The following is a 19,597-nucleotide window of genomic DNA, read 5'->3' as shown; positions in this document are numbered from 1 at the left end:
GTGGGCCGCCCGGCGCGGGCTCAGGCGGCCTTCTGCAGCGCCTTCTTGCTGACCTTCTTGCCGTCGGCGCGCACGAGCACCCGCTTCTTGACGGTGTACCCCTCGGGCAGGGTGCCCTCCTTGAGCATGCGGATGGGGCAGCGGCCGCAGCGCGACTTGGACACGCAGCACTTCGTCTTGGGGAGCTTGCGCTGCTTCCCCTTCGACTTCTTGCCCTTGTCCTTGCCCACGACTCGAGGATAGGGGAGAAAGGCTTGCCTAACGAGCGTGACCCCGGTCACGCAGGACCGGGACGGCTAGGGTGCGGGCGTGATCGAGATCTGGCTCAACCCCGCCTGCTCCAAGTGCCGCACCGCCGTGGGCGAGCTGCAGGCCGCGGGCGTCGCGTACACGGTCCGCCGCTATCTCGACGACCCGCCGACGACGGCCGAGCTGGAGGACGTGCTGGCCAGGCTGGCCCTCGAGCCGTGGGACATCGCGCGGACGGCGGACGCCGGCAGGCTGGGCGTCACGCTGCCCGCGAAGGCGGCCGACCAGAGGGATGCCTGGGTGCGCCTCCTGGCGGAGAACCCGCGGCTCATCCAGCGCCCGATCATCACCGCGACGGACGGTACGACGGTCGTCGGCCGCGACCCCGCATCCGTGGCACGGGTGATCGCGGCCGACTGAGCGTCGTACGACGGGTCAGTCCAGGGGTCAGTCCAGGGGTCAGTCCAGCCCGTTGGCCGCGCGGATGACCTGGACGATGCCGCCCATGATCTCGGTCAGCCCGAAGTCCTTCGGGGTGTAGACCGCCGCCACCCCGAGGTCGACGAGCGCCCTGCCGTCGGACTCGGGGATGATGCCGCCGACGATGACCGGGACGTCGCCCATGCCGGCGGCCCGGAGACCGTCGAGCACCGCAGGCACCAGCTCCATGTGCGAGCCCGAGAGGATCGACAGCCCGACGCAGTGGACGTCCTCGGCCACGGCGGCCGCGACGATCTGCTCCGGGGTGAGGCGGATGCCCTGGTAGATGACCTCGAAGCCCGCGTCGCGCGCGCGCACGGCGACCTGCTCCGCGCCGTTCGAGTGGCCGTCGAGACCCGGCTTGCCGACGAGCAGCCGCAGCCGCCCGCCGAGCTCCTCGCCGGTCCGCTTCACGGCCTCGCGGACAGCGGTCAGCTCGGCGCCGGCCTCGGCCACACCGACGGCGCCGGCGACACCGGTCGGGGCGCGGAACTCTCCGAACACCTCGCGCAGCACGCCGGCCCACTCCCCCGTCGTCGCGCCCGCGCGGGCGGCGGCGAGGGTGGCGGCCATCAGGTTGGCGCCGGACTTGGCGTCCTCGGCCAGGCGGGCCAGCGCAGCGTCGACCTCCGCCTGGTCGCGCTGCGCCTTCCACGCCTCCACCGACGCGAGGGCGGCCTTCTCGGCCTCCGGGTCGGCGACCATGATCGCCTTGTCCAGGTCGGCGGTCAGCGGGCTCGGCTCGGTGGTGTCGAACCTGTTGACCCCGACGATGATCTCCTCGCCGGCCTCGATGGCGGCCCGCCGGCGGGCGTGGGAGGAGACCAGCTCCTGCTTCATGTACCCGGAGTCGACGGCGGCGATCGCGCCGCCCATGGCCTGGACCCGGTCGATCTCGGCCCTCGCGCCGGCGACCAGCTCCTGCACCTTGGCCTCGATGACCGGGGAGCCGTCGAAGATGTCGTCGTACTCGAGGAGATCGGACTCGAACGCCAGCACCTGCTGCAGGCGCAGGGACCACTGCTGGTCCCAGGGCCGCGGCAGGCCGAGGGCCTCGTTCCACGCCGGGAGCTGCACGGCGCGGGCCCGCGCCTTCTTCGACAGCGTGACGGCCAGCATCTCCAGGACGATGCGCTGGACGTTGTTCTCCGGCTGGGCCTCGGTGAGGCCGAGGCTGTTGACCTGCACGCCGTAGCGGAAGCGACGCATCTTCTCGTCCTGGACGCCGTAGCGCTCGCGGGTGATCTCGTCCCACAGGTCGACGAAGGCGCGCATCTTGCACATCTCCTCGACGAAGCGCACGCCCGCGTTGACGAAGAAGGAGATCCGGCCGACGACCTTCTCGAAGTCCTCGTCGCTGACCTGCCCGGAGGCCTTCACCTGGTCGAGCACCGCGATCGCCGTACACAGGGCGTAGGCGATCTCCTGCACCGGCGTCGCGCCGGCCTCCTGCAGGTGGTAGCTGCAGATGTTGATCGGGTTCCACTTCGGGATCTCGTGGACCGTGTAGGCGATCATGTCGCCGATCAGCCGCAGCGAGTGCTCGGGCGGGAACACGTAGGTCCCGCGCGAGAGGTACTCCTTGATGATGTCGTTCTGGGTCGTGCCCGCGAGCTGGTGGGCGACCTCGGACGGCGAGAGATCGGGGTTCTGCTCCTCCGCGACCACCTGGTAGAGCGCGAGCAGCCACATGGCCGTCGCGTTGATCGTCATCGAGGTGTTCATCTCGGTGAGGGGGATCTGGTCGAAGAGCTTGCGCATCTCCCCCAGGTGCGGCACGGGTACGCCGACCTTGCCGACCTCGCCGCGCGAGAGCGGGCTGTCCGGGTCGTAGCCGGTCTGGGTCGGCAGGTCGAAGGCGACCGAAAGGCCGGTCTGCCCCTTCGCGAGGTTGGTGCGGTACAGCGCGTTGGACGCCTCGGCGGTCGAGTGACCGGCGTAGGTCCGCATCACCCAGGGGCGGTCCTTCGGGTGCCTGGTCGATTCGGCCTTCCCGGCGGTGCCGGCTGCATCGGGCGAGGTGCTCATAGGCCGAAGCGTAGGCCGATCGCTACCCCTTGGTAACCGTCGTCCATGTGGGGTTCTCCACAACGCGGCGGCCGCGCGGCCGGCGCTCAGGCCGGGATCGGCTCCCGCTCCAGCTCGATCAGCCGGATCAGGTGGGTCAGGTGCAGCATCCGCCGGACCGCGGGCTGCGCGCCGCGCAGCACGAGGCGCACCCCGTAGCGCTGGGCCTGACGGCTCGCCGCCGCGATCACCTTCAGCGCGGTGGCGTCGACCGACGTCACCGCGCTGATGTCGAGGATCACGGGGCTCACCAGGTCGGTGCCGCAGCGACGCAGGTGCTCGTGCACAGCGGCGCGCAGCTCACCGGTCGAGCGCACGTCGAGGTCGCCGGCCAGGACGAGCACCGGCTCGCCGAGCACGTGCTCGATCCGGGCGTGCTCGCCGACCGAGCCCGCGGACCGCCGTGCACCCATGCTTCCCTCCCGAGATCGACCCCGACATTCGCCTGTTACCCACCATGACGCTCCGGCAGTCCGATCGGTTGCATTCCGGGCCCGACTTTCTCGCCCGGTCGTCGGGACTACGCTGGCGAGTCATGGTCAACCTCACCCGCATCTACACCCGCACCGGCGACGCCGGCGAGACCCGGCTGGGCGACATGAGCGTCACGACCAAGACCGACCTGCGCCTGCAGGCCTACGCCGACGTGGACGAGGCCAACGCCCACCTCGGGGTGGCGGTCGCGACGGGCGGGCTCGAGGAGGACGTCGTCCGGGTGCTGCTGCGCGTGCAGAACGACCTCTTCGACGTCGGGGCCGACCTCTGCACGCCGGTGGTCGCCGAGCCGGAGTTCCCGCCCCTGCGCATCGAGCAGGAGTACGTCGACCGGCTGGAGGCCTGGTGCGACGCCTACAACGAGCCGCTGCCGAAGCTGCGCTCGTTCATCCTCAACGGCGGGACGCCGGGCGCCGCCCACCTCCACGTCGCGCGCACCGTCGTACGACGGGCGGAGCGGGCGGCCTGGGCTGCCTACGAGGTGCACGGCGAGGTGATGAACAAGCTGGCGATCACCTACCTCAACCGGCTCTCGGACCTGGTGTTCATCCTCGCGCGCCATGCGAACCGCGAGCAGGGCGACGTGCTGTGGGTGCCCGGAGGCGAGCGGGAGCAGTGAGCCCGCGCCGCCGCCCGGTCCCGCTCGCCGTCCCGGCAGCCGTGCTGGCGACGGTGCTGGCGGCCTGCGGCGGCGAGCCCGGAACCGGGCCGTCGGCGCCCACGACGAGCGCCGGCACTCCTTCCGCCGGCTCGCCCGGCCCGACCGGCTCCCCCACCCCGGTGGCACCGGAGCTCGTCGCGCCCGCCCTCGCGGCCGATGCGGAGGAGCTCGCTCGGCGCCTGGTCGCCGCGGAGGACCTGGTCAGGGACCCGGGCGCGGCGGAGCACACCCGACGGCAGGCGGCGTTCGAGACGCAGGTGCTGTACCGCCAGCTCGCGCGGGAGCGGTCCTGGCAGGACCGTGCACTGGCGGAGGCCGGCGCGTACCGCACCATCGCCGCCGACCACATCGAGGCGCGCACCAGCCTGCGCGGCGTCCTCACCCGGCTCTCCGCCGAGCTCCCGGCCTGGCGCATCGTCGCGCCGGCGCCGCTCGACGAGCTCCGCGCGCACTACGAGGAGGGCGAGCGGAGGTTCGGCGTGCCCTGGGAGGTGCTGGCCGCGGTCAACCTCGTCGAGACGGGCTTCGGCAAGATCCGCGGCTACTCCTCGGCCGGCGCGCGCGGCCCGATGCAGTTCATCCCCTCGACCTGGGCGCGCTACGGCAGGGGTGACATCGACGACCCCCGCGACGCGATCCTCGCCGCGGCGCGCTATCTCGCCGCCAGCGGAGGCGGCACCCCGGGGCGCCTCGACGAGGCACTCTTCGCCTACAACCACCACGACGGCTACGTGCGTGGCATCCGGGCCTACGCCCGGATCCTGGAGCGCGACCCCGGGGCTCTCGCGGGCCTGTACCACTGGCAGGTCCTGTACCTCTCCCAGCGCGGAGACCTCTGGCTCCCCCACGGCTACCGCCGCCGCACGCCGCTCCCCGTCGCGGACTATCTCGCCCGCCATCCCGAGCGCCTGCTGGGCACCTCGACGGACTGAAACCCGGTTGCCCGCGTCGGACGCCGCCACGACGATGGGCCCGGTGGACGTCACCTTCACCAAGCTCGCCGGCCGCTACGAGATCGCGGTGCGCCGCACGGTCGGCGCGGCCCTCGCGCCGCGCAACGGGCCAGGGCACAGCGACGCGGTCCCCCACGACGTCGCGCACCTGCTGGTCGAGATCGAGGACGGCATCCGCGGCGGCGTGTACGGCCGGCTCGCCGCCGCCGACGGCGACGACGGCCTGTTCTGGCCGCTCGACCCCGCGGCGCGCCGAGCGTCCCTGAAGAACCGCCGGACCCCGACCCCGGAGGAGTCGGCCGACATGGCCCGCTCCGAGCGGCTCGCCTCGCTCACCGTCGCGCTGTGGGAGGTCGACCGCGGGCGGCGGCGACCCGACCCCGCCTGGCCCGGCCGGGCCGAGGACAGCGGAGTCGAGCCCGCACTGCTCGCGCGGCTCTACGACCGGTACGACGACTTCGCGGCGCGCTGGGCCGCCCTGCCCGCCGGCGGCTCGCTCACCCTGGCCTGGCCCTTCCCCGAGGGCAGCGGGAGGCGGCGGCGCGCCGGGCGGTGAGGCCGGCTCCGGGCCCTGTGGATCGATGCCGGGTCCGTCGGCCCGGCGTGCCACGATGAGCGGACCGTGAACGTCCTGGCCGAGCTCACCGACGACTTCCTGGCGCGCCACTTCGACGCCCAGACGCTCGAGCGCGCCCGGGGGATCGTCGCGGACGGGGGCGTGCGGCGTCCGGAGATCGGCCTGCTGTCCGCGGCCTCGGTGACCGCGACCGCCGACGTCCTCGGCACCCGCGAGACGCCGTACCAGGTCCAGCTGCACGCCGAGGCGCCCCACGACGGCTATGCGGGCTGGCTGTTCACGGTCTGCACCTGCCCCGTGCGCTCGGTGTGCAAGCACGGCGCCGCGCTCGCCCTGACCCTGCGCCGCACCTTCACCCAGCCGGCCGGCGAGGCGGCCTGGCGCCGCTCGCTCGAGCGCCTGGTGGGCGAGCTGGAGCGCCAGCGGCCGCAGCTGCGCGAGGAGGTGCCGCTCGCCTTGGAGATCTCGCTGGACGAGGGGCGCGGCTACCGGTCCCCCGGGCCGACGCTGCGGGTCCGGCCGCTGCGCCGGGGCAAGAGCAAGCCGTGGATCAAGTCCGGCGCCGAGTGGAGCGACATCGCCGCCGGCCGCCCCGGCTTCGTGCCCCGCCAGGCCGACGCGCTGGCGGCCCTGCACACGCAGTGGGCCGGCCACCGCGGCTTCTACTCCGCCGGCGTCGCGCCCTCCCTCGACGAGTTCGGCGACCAGGTGGTCCGGGCGCTGCGCAACGCCCGCGACGCCGGCGTCCAGCTGCTCCCCGCCCGCCCGCTGACCTCGGTGGAGATCTCCGACGAGCCCGCCGAGGTGGTCGCCGAGATCGGCGACGTCGAGGGCGGTACGACGATGCGCGCGGCGGTCACCCTCGGCGAGCGGACCTGGCGCGGCGAGACGGTCGTGCTGGTCGGCTCGCCAGCCTCCGTGGTCGGCCTGCTCGACGACACGGGGGGTCTCGTGGTCGCCGCGACGACCGCGCCCGTCCCGCCCGCGCTGCGCCATCTGGTCGACGGGCCGCCGATCCTGGTGCCGCCCGCCGACCTCGCCGACTTCCGCGAGACGCTGCCCGGCCTGATGCGCCTGGTCCCGGTCCGTGCCGACGGCTCCGCGCTCGAGCTTCCCGAGCCTCTGGCCCCCACGCTCGTGCTGACGGTCTCGTGGCACAGCTCGACCAAGGCGGGGCTGGCGTGGCGCTGGCAGTACGGCGCCGACGCCGACCGAAGCTGCGTGCTGACGAGCCGCGACTCGCTCGGCGGTGTCCGCGACCAGGCCGCGGAGCAGGCCCTGCTCGCCACCGTGCCGCAGGCGCTCCTCCACCTGTCCACCGTGACCGACGGCGACGCCCTCGCGCTGGCCATCCACGACCTGCCACATCTGCGGGAGATCCCCGGGGTCCGGGTGGTCGAGGAGCAGCGCCCCGACTTCCGCGAGGCGGACGTCGGCCCTGAGATCCGGTTCGACCTCGCCGAGCCCGACCCCGCGGCCACCGACTGGCTCGACCTCGCCGTCACGGTCACCGTCGCCGGCGAGCAGATCCCCCTGCCCGACGTGCTCGCGGCGCTGACCCTCGACCTGGAGTTCCTCGTCCTCCCGAGCGGCCTCTACGTCACCACCGACCGCCCGGAGTTCGACCGGTTGCGCGAGGTCGTCACCGCCGCCGGTGAGCTGCGCGAGCGCGACGGCGACCGGATCGGCATCGGCCACCACGACCTGGGGCTGTGGGCGCAGCTCGCCGAGACCGGCCTCGTCGACGCCCAGGTCGCCGCGTGGGTGGAGCGGGCCCAGGCGCTGCGCGATCTCACCGACATCCCCCGCCCCGAGCCCCGTGGCCTCGCCACCGACCTCCGCAGCTACCAGCGCGAGGGGTTCTGGTGGCTCGCGTTCCTGTGGCAGCACGGCCTCGGCGGCATCCTCGCCGACGACATGGGGCTCGGCAAGACGCTCCAGGTCCTCGCCCTGGTGGCCCACGCCCGCGCCGAGCGGCCGCTGGACGCGCCCTTCCTGGTCGTGGCCCCGACCAGCGTCGTGACCGCGTGGGCCACCGAGGCCGGGCGGCACGCGCCGGGCCTGCGCGTCGGGGTGGCGGCGCGTCGTACCGACGACGTCGCGGCGCTCGCGCGCGACCACGACATCGTCGTCACCACCTACACCCTGCTGCGCCTGGGCCACGAGGAGTACGCCGGCGTCGCGTGGTCGGGCATCGTGCTGGACGAGGCGCAGCAGGCCAAGAACCACCAGAGCAAGACCTACCAGGCCGTGCGCAGCCTCGAGGCGCCCTTCAAGCTGGCGGTCACCGGCACGCCCTTCGAGAACCGGCTGATGGAGCTGTGGTCGCTGCTCTCGGTCACGGTGCCCGGCCTCTACCCCTGGCCGCGCACCTTCCACGACCGCGTGGTGCGCCCGGTCGAGCGCGACGGCGACCAGGCCGTGCTCGACCGCTTCCGCGCCCGGATCAAGCCCTTCCTGCTGCGGCGCACCAAGGAGCTGGTCGCCGACGACCTGCCGCCCAAGCAGGAGCAGGTCCTGCAGGTCGACCTGGCACCCGCCCACCGCAAGATCTACGACACCCACCTGGCGCGGGAGCGTCAGCGGATCCTGGGCCTGGTCGAGGACTTCGACCGCAACCGCGTCGCCATCTTCAGCGCGCTGACCAGGCTGCGGCAGCTCGCGCTCGACCCCGCCCTCGTCGACGACGAGCACGAGCGCGTCGGCTCGGCCAAGCTCGACGTCCTCGTCGAGCACCTCCGCGAGATCACGGCCGAGGGCCACCGGGCCCTGGTCTTCAGCCAGTTCACGTCCTTCCTCACGCGGGTGCGCTCACGCCTCGACGACGCCGAGATCCCCACCACCTACCTCGACGGCTCCACCCGCGACCGCGCCGCGGTCATCGACCGCTTCCGCTCCGGAGCGGCGCCGGTCTTCCTGATCTCGCTGAAGGCGGGCGGCACCGGGCTCACCCTGACCGAGGCCGACTACGTCTTCGTGCTGGACCCGTGGTGGAACCCCGCCGCGGAGGCGCAGGCCGTGGACCGCGCGCACCGGATCGGCCAGTCGCGCCACGTCCACGTCTACCGCCTGGTCGCCACCGACACGATCGAGGAGAAGGTGATGGAGCTCAAGGCGCGCAAGGCCGAGCTCTTCGCCCAGGTCATCGACGGCGACGGGGCGATGAGCACCTCCATCGGCGCCGAGGACATCCGCGGGCTGTTCGAGGACTGATCAGCGCGCCTCGGCGCCCGGGTTGCGGATCAGCAGCCAGGACAGCGCGCCGCCTGCGACGAGCAGGGCCGCACACCACGCCATCGCCGCGCGGTAGCCGTCGGCGAACACCTCGGGCCGCTGGTAGTCGGCGCCGGCCAGGCCCACCATGAGGGGCAGGGCCGCGACCGCCAGCAGGGAGCCGGCCCGCGCGACCGCGTTGTTCACCCCCGAGGCGACCCCCGCGTGGTGGTCGGGTACGGCGGCGAGGACCGCCGCGGTCAGCGGCGCCACGAGAGCGGCCAGCCCCAGCCCGAAGACCGTGAGGGGCACGGCGACGTCCGTCCAGTACGCCGGGTCGGCGTCGACCCGGCGCAGGAGCAGCACCCCGAGCGCGCAGAGCACGGGGCCCACCGTCATCGGCAGCCGCGGACCGATGCGGCCGGCCAGCGCCCCGGCGCGGCCGGCGAGCAGCAACATCACCGCGGTGATCGGCAGCGTGGCGAGCCCGGCCTGGAGGGCGTCGTACCCGGCGACGGTCTGGAGCTGCAGGACGAGGAAGAACAGCACTCCCCCGAGTGCGGCGTAGGTCAACAGGGTCATCGCGTTCGCCGCGCTGAACTGGCGTGAGGCGAACAGGGAGGGCGGCAGCATCGGGTGGGCGCGCCGGTGCTCGTTCGCCCAGAAGGCCGCCCCGCAGACCAGGCCGACCGCGAGCGCCGGCACCGCCAGGCCCGGCGCGGTCCGCCACTCGATCAGGGCGTAGGTGAGCCCACCGAGGGCGAGCGCGCCGAGCACCGCCCCGGCGGCGTCGAAGCCCGGGACGGACTGCGGGTCCCGCGTCTCGGGCACCCGGCGGGCGACCAGGAGCGTCACGACCGCGACCGGCAGGTTGATGAGGAACACCCACCGCCAGCTCACCGCCTGCACCAGCCAGCCCCCGAGGAAGGGCCCGATGGCCGCCGCCACGCCGCCCAGCCCGGACCAGGTGCCGATCGCGCGGCCGCGGTCGGCGGGCGCGAAGGTGCCCTGGATCATGGCCAGGCTGCCGGGCACGAGCAGCGCCGCCGTCACGCCCTGCGCGACCCGGGCGAGGATCAGCGACGGCGCCGTCGGCGCGACGCCGCACGCCACCGACGTGAGCGCGAAGCCGAGCACCCCGAGCATGAAGATCCGGCGCCGGCCGAACCGGTCGCCCAGCGGCCCGCCGAGCAGGGTGAGCGACGCGAGGCTCAGCAGATAGCCGTTCGCGACCCACTGGAGCTGTCCCAGGCTGGCATCGAGGTCCTCGCCGATGCGGCGCAGGGCGACGTTGACGACGGTGCTGTCCAGCAGTGCGAGGGACGAGCCGAGCACGGCCGCGGCGAGCACGGCCCGTCCGGCACGCGAGCCGCTTCGCACCTCGGCGCAGGTCGGGTCCACGGTGGTCCCCTAGCTGTTGCGCCCACGCGCGGCGACGGCCCACCGGTCGACGACCCGGCCGTCGCGGACCACCACCACCTCGTCGACGAGGTTCATGGTGAGGCAGACGTGGTTGGGGACGACGTGAAGACGGGCGCCCAGCGCCGGCAGCTCGGCGTCCTCGGGCCATGCGAGCGTCGCGTGGTGCTCCGAGAGCGCCGTGACCCGTGCGCCGGGGCATTCCCGGACGCGACCGAAGCCCGTCGTCCACGCCGGCCGGTCGCTGCCGAGCACCTTGCTGCCGGAGTCGAGCACGACGCGGCGGGGGATGTCCGCGTTCCCCGGGTGGCGGCTCACCACGCTCGCCGCGACGGTCAGCGCGAGATCCTCCCATCCGCAGCGGTCCAGCTCGAGCTGTTGGGCGTCGCCGAAGACGTACACGCCCGGGCGGACCTCGGTGAGCGCCGAGTCGGTCTCCGTCAGGAGAGCCGTGGGGGTCGACCCACCGCTGACCCAGCCCGCCTCGAAGCCGGCCGCGCGCAGCCGAGACACGGCCACGTCCAGCGCACGGGCCTCCTGGGCCGCCGCGGCGAGCGGCATCCCCGGGGCATAGCCGTGACCGGGGAAGGTGAACACCCCGGCGACCCGCAGCCCCGCGTCCGCGGCCGCCCGGGCGACATCGACCACGCTCGCTGCGGCGACACCGCTGCGATGGTGGCCGCTGTCGACCTCGACGAGGACCTCGAGCATCCCGGCGTCGCGGCCCAGGCTGCCGCCCATGGCCCGCGCACCCTCGGCAGAGTCGACGCCGACCGCGAGCCGGGCGGAGCCCGCGAGCCTGCGCAGGCGGTCCGCCTGACGGGCTCCCACCCACAGGGGGTACGCGATCAGCACGTCCGTCGCGCCGTGCTCGACGAACACCTCGGCCTCGCCGATCGTGGCCACCGTCAGACCGCAGGCACCGGCAGCCAGCTGCAGCCGGGCGATCTGCGGGACCTTGTGCGTCTTCACGTGCGGGCGCAGGCGCAGCCCGCTCGCCCCGACCGTCTCCGCCATCCGCGCGATGTTCCGGTCGAGGACGTCCCGGTCGATCACGACCGCCGGCGTGTCGACGTCCCTCAGCTCGCTCCCCAGCACCCCGACCTCCGTGAGTCGACCCTCCGCGCCGACGCCGGGCGCATCCCCGGCAAGCCTACGCAGGGCAGCCGGAGCCCACCCTCGCCCACGCGGGCGTCAGCGGACCGAGTTCCAGTCGGCGCCGGGCGGCTTGGCCTCCAGCCACGCCTGGAAGCCGGTGAGGGAGGAGACGCTCATCGCCAGCTCCACGACGCCCTCCGGAGACTGGCATCGGATCACCAGGTGGTCAGGGTACAGCGAGGCCTGCTCGGTCCCGGCCGGCTGGCGGCGGCCGTCGTACGACAGCTCCGCCCGGCTCCAGGACCGCTTCGGGCGGGGCGAGAGCGTGAAGATGCGGAACCACTCCAGGGTCTCCCCCGAGTAGCGCCCCAGGCCGAGCACCCAACCCCGGCCCGCGGTCGAGCTCTCCAGGCGGCAGCTGAGCTCGAAGGTCCCACCGTGCCGGGAGAGCAGACGGCGCCGGACGATGAGTCCGGCGCCGTACAGCACACACAGGAGCAGGAGCGCGCCACAGATGTCGAGCAGCCACTCCCACCATGCCATCTGCGTATCAGTGACCTTCTACGAGACCATCTCCGCGGCGCGGATCCGCGCCTCGGCGTGCCGGACCCGCTGCTCGGCCTCGTTGCTCGAGTCGAGCAGGCGCCGGGCCTCCTCGAGGTCGATGCGCGCCTGGGACACCTCGATGTCCTCGGCACGCTCGACCCGCTCGGCGAGGATCGAGACCCGGTCGTTGGCGACCGACAGGAAGCCCCCGTCGACCGCCGCGACCACGAGCTGGTTGGTGCCCGCGACCTGGATCTCGACCACCGACGCCGACAGCAGCGACAGCGTGGGCGCGTGACCGCGCAGCACGCCGATGTCACCCTCGAGCGTGCGCGCGATGATCATCGCCGCCTCGCCGGACCACACGGTCCGGTCGGCAGCGACGAGCTCCACGTGCAGGTGCTCGACCGTCGTGTCCGCCATGATCAGAGGCTCTTCTGGATCTCGGCCCAGTTGCGCTCGACGTCGTCGAGACCGCCGCACATGAAGAACGCCTGCTCGGCGACGTGGTCGTACTCACCGTCGGCGATCTTGTTGAACGCCTCGATGGTGTCGGCCACGGGAACCGTCGAGCCCTCGATGCCGGTGAACTGCTTGGCGACGTAGGTGTTCTGCGACAGGAACCGCTGGATGCGACGGGCCCGGGAGACGATGATCTTGTCCTCCTCGGAGAGCTCGTCGACACCGAGGATCGCGATGATGTCCTGCAGCTCCTTGTTGCGCTGCAGGATCTGCTTGACGCGGATCGCGCAGTCGTAGTGCGCCTGACCGATGTACTGCGGGTCGAGGATCCGCGAGGTCGAGGTCAGCGGGTCCACCGCCGGGTAGATGCCCAGCGACGCGATCTCGCGGGAGAGCTCCGTCGTGGCGTCGAGGTGCGCGAAGGTCGTCGCCGGTGCCGGGTCGGTGTAGTCGTCGGCGGGGACGTAGATCGCCTGCATCGAGGTGATCGAGCGACCACGCGTCGAGGTGATCCGCTCCTGCAGCACGCCCATCTCGTCGGCCAGGTTGGGCTGGTAGCCCACCGCCGACGGCATGCGGCCGAGCAGCGTGGAGACCTCCGAGCCGGCCTGGGTGAACCGGAAGATGTTGTCGATGAACAGCAGCACGTCCTGGTTCTGGACGTCGCGGAAGTACTCCGCCATCGTCAGCGCGGAGAGCGCGACGCGCAGGCGCGTGCCCGGCGGCTCGTCCATCTGGCCGAAGACGAGGGCGACCTTGTCGAAGACGCCCGCGTCCTTCATCTCCTCGATCAGGTCGTTGCCCTCACGGGTGCGCTCGCCGACTCCGGCGAACACCGACACACCACCGTGGTTCTTGGCGACGCGGGCGATCATCTCCTGGATGAGCACGGTCTTGCCGACGCCGGCGCCACCGAACAGGCCGATCTTTCCACCGGTGACGTACGGCGTGAGCAGGTCGATGACCTTGATGCCGGTCTCGAACATCTGGGTCTTCGACTCCAGCTGGTCGAAGGCCGGCGCCTTGCGGTGGATGCCCCAACGCTCGGTGACCTCCACCTGCTCGCCCTCGGCGAGGTTGAGGAAGTCACCGGTGGCGTTGAAGACCTTGCCGAGGGTGACATCGCCGACGGGGACCGTGATCGGCTCGCCGGTGTTGGTCACGGTCTGGCCGCGGACCAGGCCGTCGGTGGGCTTCAGCGAGATGGCGCGGACCATGCCGTCGCCGATGTGCTGGGCCACCTCGAGCGGCAGGACCGAGGTCTCGCCGTCGAGGGTGATCTCGGCCTCGAGCTTGTTGTAGATCTCCGGCATGGCGTCGGTCGGGAACTCGATGTCCACGACCGGGCCGATGACCCGAGCGATCCGACCCACCGAGGCCGCACCGCTGGCGGTGGTCTCTTCAACCGTTGCAGTCATGTCTTACTCCGTTTGGTGTTTTCTCTGGTGGGGTCAGTCGTTCGCAGCCTGGGCGTCGGCGAGCGCGTTCACGCCGCCGACGATCTCGCTGATCTCCTGGGTGATGCCCGCCTGGCGCGCCTGGTTGGCGATCCGGGTGAGCTTCTTGATGAGCTCCTCGGCATTGTCCGTCGCGGCCTTCATCGCCTTCTGGCGCGCGGCGAGCTCGGAGGCGGCCGCCTGCAGCAGGCTGTAGAAGATCCGGCTCTGGACGTACTGCGGCAGCAGCCCGTCGAGGACCTGCTCGGCCGACGGCTCGAACTCGTACAGCGGCAGCAGCTCGTCGCCGTCCGGCGCCTCCTCGCCCTCCACGACCTCGAGCGGCAGCAGGCGGATCGCCGTCGGCTCCTGGGTCAGCATCGAGCGGAAGCGGGTGTAGACCACGTGGACCTCGTCCACGTCACCCTCCTCGCCCTGCTCCTTCAAGAACGCCTCGATCAGGGCGGAGCCGATCTCGGCCGCCTTGTCGTAGGTCGGCTGGTCGGAGAAGCCGGTCCATGCCTGCACGAACGGGCGACCGCGGAACTTGAAGTACGCCTCCGCCTTGCGCCCGGCGAGGTAGAAGTCGAGCTCCTTGCCCTCGGCCCGCAGCCGCTCGGCGAGCCGCTCGGTCTCCTTGATGACGCTCGAGGAGTAGGCGCCGGCGAGCCCGCGGTCGCTGGTGATGACCAGCACCGCGGCGCGCTTGGGGTTCTCCTCCTCCCGGGTCAGCGGGTGGTCGACGTTCGAGAACGTCGCCACCGCCGACACGGCGCGGGTCAGCTCCCGGGCGTACGGCGCTGCCGCCTGTGCCCGCTGCTGCGCCTTGATGATCCGGGACGCAGCGATGAGCTCCATGGCGCGCGTGATCTTCTTCATCGACTCCGTCGACTTGATCCGCGCGCGGTACTCACGCAGCGATACGGCCATGCGTCAGCCCCGCTTCTGCTTGACGATCTGCTCCTGCTCGAGCTCGTCGTCCGCCAGCGCCTCGGCCTCGGGCTCGTGCCCGACCTTGATGCTGCCACCCTCGGAGGTCTCGAACTGGTTCAGGAAGGAGTCGTACGCCGCGGCCAGGCCGTCCTCGTCCTCGAACTTCTGCGTCTCGCGGATCGCGGCCAGCAGGCCCTCGTGCGAGCGGCGCAGGTAGTCGAGGAACTCGCTCTCGAAGCGGAGGACGTCACCGGTGTCGACGGCGTCGAGACGGCCCGACGTGCCCAGCCACAGGGAGACGGTCATCTCCTCGAGCGGGTACGGCGAGTAGGCCGGCTGCTTGAGCAGCGCCATCAGGCGCTGGCCGCGAGCCAACTGCTGCTTCGACGCGGCGTCGAGGTCGGAGGCGAACATCGCGAAGGCCTCCATCGCGCGGTACTGCGCGAGGTCGACCTTGAGCGAGCCGGTGACGGCCTTCATCGCCTTCGTCATCGCGGCGCCGCCGACGCGGGAGACCGAGATGCCGACGTCGATGGCCGGGCGCTGGTTGGCCGCGAACAGGTCCGACTGCAGGAAGATCTGGCCGTCGGTGATCGAGATGACGTTGGTCGGGATGAACGCCGAGACGTCGTTGGCCTTGGTCTCGATGATCGGCAGGCCGGTCATCGATCCGGCGCCGAGCTCGTCGGAGAGCTTGGCGCAGCGCTCGAGCAGGCGGGAGTGCAGGTAGAAGACGTCACCGGGGTACGCCTCGCGGCCCGGCGGGCGGCGCAGCAGGAGCGACACGGCGCGGTAGGCCTCGGCCTGCTTGGTCAGGTCGTCGAAGACGATGAGGACGTGCTTGCCCTGGTACATCCAGTGCTGGCCGATGGCCGAGCCGGTGTAGGGGGCGAGGTACTTGAAGCCCGCGCTGTCCGACGCCGGCGCGGCCACGATCGTGGTGTACTCCAGCGCGCCGGCCTCCTCGAGGGCGCCCCGCACGGAGGCGATCGTCGAGCCCTTCTGACCGATGGCGACGTAGATGCAGCGAACCTGCTTGGCCGGGTCGCCCGACTCCCAGTTCTGCTTCTGGTTGATGATCGTGTCGATGGCGACCGTCGTCTTGCCGGTCGCGCGGTCGCCGATGATCAGCTGGCGCTGGCCGCGGCCGATCGGGGTCATCGAGTCGATGGCCTTGATGCCGGTGGCGAGCGGCTCGTGGACCGACTTGCGGGCCATCACGCCGGGAGCCTGGAGCTCGAGGGCGCGGCGGCCCTCGGTGGCGATCTCGCCCAGGCCGTCGATCGGCTTGCCGAGCGGGTCGACCACGCGGCCGAGGTAGCCCTCGCCGACCGGGACCGAGAGGATCTCGCCGGTGCGGCGGACCGTCTGGCCCTCCTCGATCTTGTCGAAGTCACCGAGGACGACCACACCGATCTCGCGGTCCTCCAGGTTCAGCGCGAGGCCGAGCGTGCCGTCCTCGAACTCGAGGAGCTCGTTGGCCATGGCCGACGGGAGACCCGACACCCGGGCGATGCCGTCGCCGGCGGAGGCGACGGTGCCGACCTCTTCCTTGCTGGAGGCCGCGGGCTTGAAGTCCGCGACGTACTTGGCGAGGGCGTCGCGGATCTCGTCCGGACGGATGGACAGCTCCGTCATCTCTGTGCCTTCTCTCTTCTCTGCTGCGTGGGTGTCTGGTGGGGAGCCGGTCAGCCGGCGATCTTGCGGCGGGCGTCGTCCAGGCGGCTCAGGACGGTGCCGTCGATGACGTCATCGCCGATCTCGACCCGGACCCCGCCGAGCACGTCGGCGTCGACGACGATGTTGAGGTGCACCGGGCGGCCGTACTGGCGCGTCAGTGCGGAGGCGAGGCGCTGCTGGTCCGCCTCGGCGAGCGGGCGGGCGACGTGGACGGTGGCCACGCGCTCCCCCTGCACCTGTGCCGCCGTGCGCTCATAGTCCTCGAGCGCGGCGACGACGGTCCGGTAGGACCCGGACAGCGCCTGCTTGACCAGCTGGAGGGTGGTCGGCAGCACCTTGCCCGCGAGCAGGGTGTCGACGAGGGCGCTCTTGTCGGCGTCCGAGCGCACCGGGTCGGAGAGGACGTTGCGCAGGTCGCTGTTGGCCGTGACCAGCTGGCGCACCCCGAACAGCTCGTCGACCAGGGTGCCGGCCTGGAGGCCGACCGAGCGCACGGCGGCGACGACGCCGAGCTGCTCGAGGGCGTCGGCGAGGTCGCGCGGACGGGTCCAGCGCCGGCCGGCCGCATCGCGCAGCAGGCCCAGCGTGGTCGCGTCGACCTTGCCGGCGAAGAGGTCGCCGACGAGGCCGGCCCGCGCCTCGGCCGGGACCGACTGGTCCGTCACGACGCGGCGCAGGGCCGCCTCGGACCGGACCGTGCGGGCCGCGCCGAACAGCTCGTCGGCCACCACCGAGGCGGACGCCTCGGCCACCCCACCGACCTGGTCGGTGAGGGCAGCCATGGCGTCGGCGGAGGCGCCGCGGAAGGACACCATCAGGCGTCCTTGCCTGCATCGGAGGCGTCGGCCGTCTCCAGCTCCGCGAGGAAGCGCTCGATGACCCGCGACTGACGGGCGTCGTCCTCGAGCGACTCGCCCACGATGCGCCCGGCGAGGCCGGTCGCGAGCGTGCCGACCTCGGCACGGAGCGAGGTGACCGCCTGCTGGCGCTCGGCCTCGATCTGCGCCTTGCCGTGCTCGAGGATGCGGGCGGACTCGGCCTGGGCCTGCTCCCGCATCTCGGCCACGATGGCCGCACCCTGCTCGCGCGCCTCCTCACGGATGCGCGCGGCCTCGTGACGGGCGTCGGCGAGCTGCTTCTCGAGCTCGGCGAGCTTGGCGTCCGCCTCAGCCTGCTTCGACTCAGCCGCAGCGATGCCGCCCTCGATCGCCTGGGAGCGCTCGGCGAACGTCTTCTCGAAGTTCGGGACGACGAACTTCTTGATGGCGAAGAAGAGGATGCCGAACACCACGAGGGCGATCGCCACCTCCTCCCACAGCGGGACGAGCGGGTTGTGCTCCTCCCCCTCCGCGGCGGCGAGGATCACCAGTGATTTCATGGACCTGACCTATCTGGGTCGAGCGTGGTGGTTGAGCTCTGGGCGTCCGACGACGAACGTCAGTTGCCGCTGGTGCTCGCGCCGGTGAGCACGAAGGCCAGGGCGATACCGATGATGGCGAGCGCCTCGGCGAGCGCGAAGCCGAGGATCGCGATCGACTGGAGGCGGCTCTGCGCCTCGGGCTGGCGGGCGACGCCGTTGATGTACGCGGCGAAGATGAGACCGATGCCGATACCCGGGCCGATGGCGGCCAGGCCGTAACCGATCATGTTGAGAGAGCCACCCATGGCTACTTTCCTTTCGGGTTGTTTTCTCGTGTGAGAACTGTGGTTGGTCGAACGGTGGTGCTGGTCTGGTGCGGGATCAGTGCTCGTCGGCGAGCGCGCCCTGGATGTACATCGCGTTCAGCAGGACGAACACGTAGGCCTGCAGGAACTGCACCAGGATCTCGAGGAAGCTCACCAGGATCGCGAGCACCCAGGCCAGCGGCCCCGCGACGTACCCGACGCCACCGACGTGCTCGATGAGGTAGAGACCGCCGGTCGCGAACAGGACCAGCAGGATGTGCCCGGCGAACATGTTGCAGAACAGACGCAGGGCGAGCGTGACCGGGCGGACCAGGATGTTGGAGAAGAACTCCAGCGGCACCAGCAGGGGGTACATCGCCGGGCTCACGCCGGAGGGGACGCTCTGCAGCTTGAGATAGCCGAGGACGCCGTGCTTCCGCATGCCGACGCCGTTGTAGATCAGCCACGACAGACCGGCCAGCGCGTAGGCCATGCCCGCGCGGCTGAACGTCGGGAACTGGAAGAACGGGATGCTCGCGAAGAGGTTGTTGACCAGGATGAAGAAGAAGAGCGTGACCAGGTAGGGCACGAACTTCTGGAAGTCGTGGCTGCCGATGATGTCGCGGGCCACGCTGTTGCGGACGAAGCCGTAGGCGCCCTCGCCGGCGAACTGCAGCTTGCCGGGGACGAGGGAGCGCTGCTTCGCGGCGACGTACAGGAAGGTGAACACCAGCGCGGCGGCGATGACCAGCTGCAGCATCGGCTTGGTGACGCCGAGGCTGCCGATCTCGAAGACGGGCGGCAGGTCGAAGATGCTCGGCCCGGGAGCGTGGAACCCCTCCCCACCCTCGGCGGCGATGGTGGCGCTGGCTGCGATGGTCACCAGGTCTCCTCTGCGTTCACTGCTCGGTCGAACTGTCGGGCGTCGGGCTGTCGGGCGGTTCTGGTGGCTCCGGGCGGAACCGTGCGGCGGTCATGTAGATCCCCAAGGTGGCACCGACGAGGATGCCGACCGCGACCAGGAAGCGGGTGTCGAGCCACCGGTCCGCGAGCCATCCGAGCAGCCCGTAGAACGCGACCCCGGCGGTGATGTAGCCGAACGCATGCCACGGATCGCCCTTGGGCTTCTCCTCGGGCTGACTCATTGCGCCCCGGACAATAGCAGCAGCTCCAGGTCATCGCGCACCGCCCTCGGACGGGGTGGACGGGCGGGGCTCGAAGGCCGGGATCCGGGCCGTCGTCGCCAGGCGGACCTGCACCGCCATCCAGACCACGGCACCCAGGATGATCGCCCCGCCGAGCCAGTTCCGGTCGAGCTCGTCGTCGAGCAGTCCGGAGCGGTTGATGCCGACGAAGACGAGCGCCATCACCACCACCTGGAAGGTGTAGGTGACCATCGCGAAGAGCAGCGAGGCGGCCGGCATCAGCCGGGAGACGGCGTCGACGGCGAAGGCGCCGAAGGCGAACACCCCGACGGCGATCGCTCCCCCAACGGCGGCCCCCGCGGCGGCGGCGGACCCGCCGGCAAGGGCGGCGAGACCGACGAGCAGCACCGCGGCCGCGGCGGCCACCAGGGCCGCGCGCACCACCACTCGGTGGGTCCGGGTCTCGGTCGTCATCATCGGCGGCCGTCCTGCTCGGGTGCGTCCTGGGCGGGGGTCTC

Annotated in this window: 21 protein-coding genes; 5 read left to right on the top strand and 16 right to left on the bottom strand. The window is 71.9% G+C overall.

Annotated elements, in window-relative coordinates; genetic code table 11:
• Window positions 1-20: 20 nt before the first annotated feature.
• Window positions 21-230, bottom strand: coding sequence for a hypothetical protein (locus tag ACJ5H2_RS07860; protein WP_408899015.1), 210 nt, complete (start codon window positions 228-230; stop codon window positions 21-23).
• 79 nt (window positions 231-309) lie between these two features.
• Between ACJ5H2_RS07860 and ACJ5H2_RS07855 the strand changes: the two genes are divergently transcribed.
• Complete coding sequence (locus tag ACJ5H2_RS07855; protein ID WP_408899014.1) at window positions 310-669, top strand: ArsC/Spx/MgsR family protein; 360 nt, start codon at window positions 310-312, stop codon at window positions 667-669.
• Between the two features lie 39 nt (window positions 670-708).
• Here ACJ5H2_RS07855 and ACJ5H2_RS07850 read toward each other — a convergent pair whose 3' ends face one another.
• Both ACJ5H2_RS07850 and ACJ5H2_RS07845 read right to left on the bottom strand, forming a co-directional pair.
• Window positions 709-2,757: a protein meaA gene (locus ACJ5H2_RS07850; protein WP_408899013.1), complete on the bottom strand. Its 2,049-nt coding sequence runs from the start codon at window positions 2,755-2,757 to the stop codon at window positions 709-711.
• Between the two features lie 86 nt (window positions 2,758-2,843).
• On the bottom strand, window positions 2,844-3,209 hold the full coding sequence (locus ACJ5H2_RS07845) for an STAS domain-containing protein (protein ID WP_408899012.1): 366 nt from the start codon (window positions 3,207-3,209) through the stop codon (window positions 2,844-2,846).
• A 122-nt stretch (window positions 3,210-3,331) separates the two neighbouring features.
• Between ACJ5H2_RS07845 and ACJ5H2_RS07840 the strand changes: the two genes are divergently transcribed.
• The 4 genes from ACJ5H2_RS07840 to ACJ5H2_RS07825 all read left to right on the top strand — a co-directional run bounded on the left by ACJ5H2_RS07840 (window position 3,332) and on the right by ACJ5H2_RS07825 (window position 8,695).
• Window positions 3,332-3,910, top strand: coding sequence for a cob(I)yrinic acid a,c-diamide adenosyltransferase (locus tag ACJ5H2_RS07840; protein WP_408899011.1), 579 nt, complete (start codon window positions 3,332-3,334; stop codon window positions 3,908-3,910).
• On the top strand, window positions 3,907-4,884 hold the full coding sequence (locus tag ACJ5H2_RS07835) for a transglycosylase SLT domain-containing protein (protein ID WP_408899010.1): 978 nt from the start codon (window positions 3,907-3,909) through the stop codon (window positions 4,882-4,884). Before ACJ5H2_RS07840 ends, ACJ5H2_RS07835 begins: the two co-directional genes overlap by 4 nt.
• A 43-nt stretch (window positions 4,885-4,927) precedes the next feature.
• Window positions 4,928-5,461 carry a hypothetical protein gene (locus ACJ5H2_RS07830; RefSeq protein ID WP_408899009.1) on the top strand — a complete coding sequence of 178 codons (534 nt, stop codon included), beginning with the start codon at window positions 4,928-4,930 and terminating at the stop codon, window positions 5,459-5,461.
• A gap of 66 nt (window positions 5,462-5,527) precedes the next feature.
• Window positions 5,528-8,695 carry an SNF2-related protein gene (locus tag ACJ5H2_RS07825; RefSeq protein WP_408899008.1) on the top strand — a complete coding sequence of 1,056 codons (3,168 nt, stop codon included), beginning with the start codon at window positions 5,528-5,530 and terminating at the stop codon, window positions 8,693-8,695.
• Here the strand turns inward: ACJ5H2_RS07825 and ACJ5H2_RS07820 are convergent, their stop codons facing one another.
• From ACJ5H2_RS07820 to ACJ5H2_RS07760, 13 genes are all read right to left on the bottom strand, one after another.
• A complete protein-coding gene (locus tag ACJ5H2_RS07820) occupies window positions 8,696-10,096 on the bottom strand; it encodes an MFS transporter (RefSeq protein WP_408899007.1) in 1,401 nt (466 codons plus the stop codon).
• Window positions 10,097-10,105: 9 nt separating this feature from the next.
• Window positions 10,106-11,212, bottom strand: a complete 1,107-nt coding sequence (locus ACJ5H2_RS07815; protein WP_408899006.1) for an alanine racemase — start codon at window positions 11,210-11,212, stop codon at window positions 10,106-10,108.
• Between the two features lie 96 nt (window positions 11,213-11,308).
• A complete protein-coding gene (locus ACJ5H2_RS07810; RefSeq protein ID WP_408899005.1) occupies window positions 11,309-11,755 on the bottom strand; it encodes a DUF2550 domain-containing protein in 447 nt (148 codons plus the stop codon).
• Window positions 11,756-11,773: 18 nt separating this feature from the next.
• Window positions 11,774-12,181, bottom strand: coding sequence for a F0F1 ATP synthase subunit epsilon (locus ACJ5H2_RS07805; protein ID WP_408899004.1), 408 nt, complete (start codon window positions 12,179-12,181; stop codon window positions 11,774-11,776).
• A gap of 2 nt (window positions 12,182-12,183) precedes the next feature.
• Complete coding sequence (atpD, locus tag ACJ5H2_RS07800) at window positions 12,184-13,638, bottom strand: F0F1 ATP synthase subunit beta (protein WP_408899003.1); 1,455 nt, start codon at window positions 13,636-13,638, stop codon at window positions 12,184-12,186.
• Window positions 13,639-13,671: 33 nt separating this feature from the next.
• Window positions 13,672-14,586, bottom strand: coding sequence for a F0F1 ATP synthase subunit gamma (locus ACJ5H2_RS07795; RefSeq protein WP_408899002.1), 915 nt, complete (start codon window positions 14,584-14,586; stop codon window positions 13,672-13,674).
• A 3-nt stretch (window positions 14,587-14,589) separates the two neighbouring features.
• Complete coding sequence (gene atpA, locus ACJ5H2_RS07790; RefSeq protein ID WP_408899001.1) at window positions 14,590-16,227, bottom strand: F0F1 ATP synthase subunit alpha; 1,638 nt, start codon at window positions 16,225-16,227, stop codon at window positions 14,590-14,592.
• 50 nt (window positions 16,228-16,277) lie between these two features.
• Window positions 16,278-17,084 carry a F0F1 ATP synthase subunit delta gene (locus tag ACJ5H2_RS07785; protein ID WP_408899000.1) on the bottom strand — a complete coding sequence of 269 codons (807 nt, stop codon included), beginning with the start codon at window positions 17,082-17,084 and terminating at the stop codon, window positions 16,278-16,280.
• Window positions 17,084-17,647 carry a F0F1 ATP synthase subunit B gene (locus tag ACJ5H2_RS07780; RefSeq protein ID WP_408898999.1) on the bottom strand — a complete coding sequence of 188 codons (564 nt, stop codon included), beginning with the start codon at window positions 17,645-17,647 and terminating at the stop codon, window positions 17,084-17,086. The genes ACJ5H2_RS07785 and ACJ5H2_RS07780 overlap by 1 nt, the downstream gene beginning before the upstream one ends.
• Before the next feature lie 59 nt (window positions 17,648-17,706).
• A complete protein-coding gene (gene atpE / locus ACJ5H2_RS07775; RefSeq protein WP_408898998.1) occupies window positions 17,707-17,934 on the bottom strand; it encodes an ATP synthase F0 subunit C in 228 nt (75 codons plus the stop codon).
• A 76-nt stretch (window positions 17,935-18,010) separates the two neighbouring features.
• Window positions 18,011-18,817, bottom strand: a complete 807-nt coding sequence (gene atpB, locus ACJ5H2_RS07770) for a F0F1 ATP synthase subunit A (protein WP_408898997.1) — start codon at window positions 18,815-18,817, stop codon at window positions 18,011-18,013.
• Between the two features lie 16 nt (window positions 18,818-18,833).
• The gene (locus tag ACJ5H2_RS07765; RefSeq protein WP_408898996.1) at window positions 18,834-19,079 is read right to left on the bottom strand and encodes a hypothetical protein; all 246 of its coding nucleotides are present in this window, start codon (window positions 19,077-19,079) and stop codon (window positions 18,834-18,836) included.
• 30 nt (window positions 19,080-19,109) lie between these two features.
• A complete protein-coding gene (locus ACJ5H2_RS07760) occupies window positions 19,110-19,556 on the bottom strand; it encodes a hypothetical protein (RefSeq protein WP_408898995.1) in 447 nt (148 codons plus the stop codon).
• Between the last annotated feature and the right edge of the window lie 41 nt (window positions 19,557-19,597).

The organism is Nocardioides pymetrozini (assembly GCF_046058985.1).
Classification (GTDB): domain Bacteria; phylum Actinomycetota; class Actinomycetes; order Propionibacteriales; family Nocardioidaceae; genus Nocardioides.
Note: the sequence above shows the minus strand (reverse complement) of the source record. Positions and strands in the feature narration are given on the sequence as shown.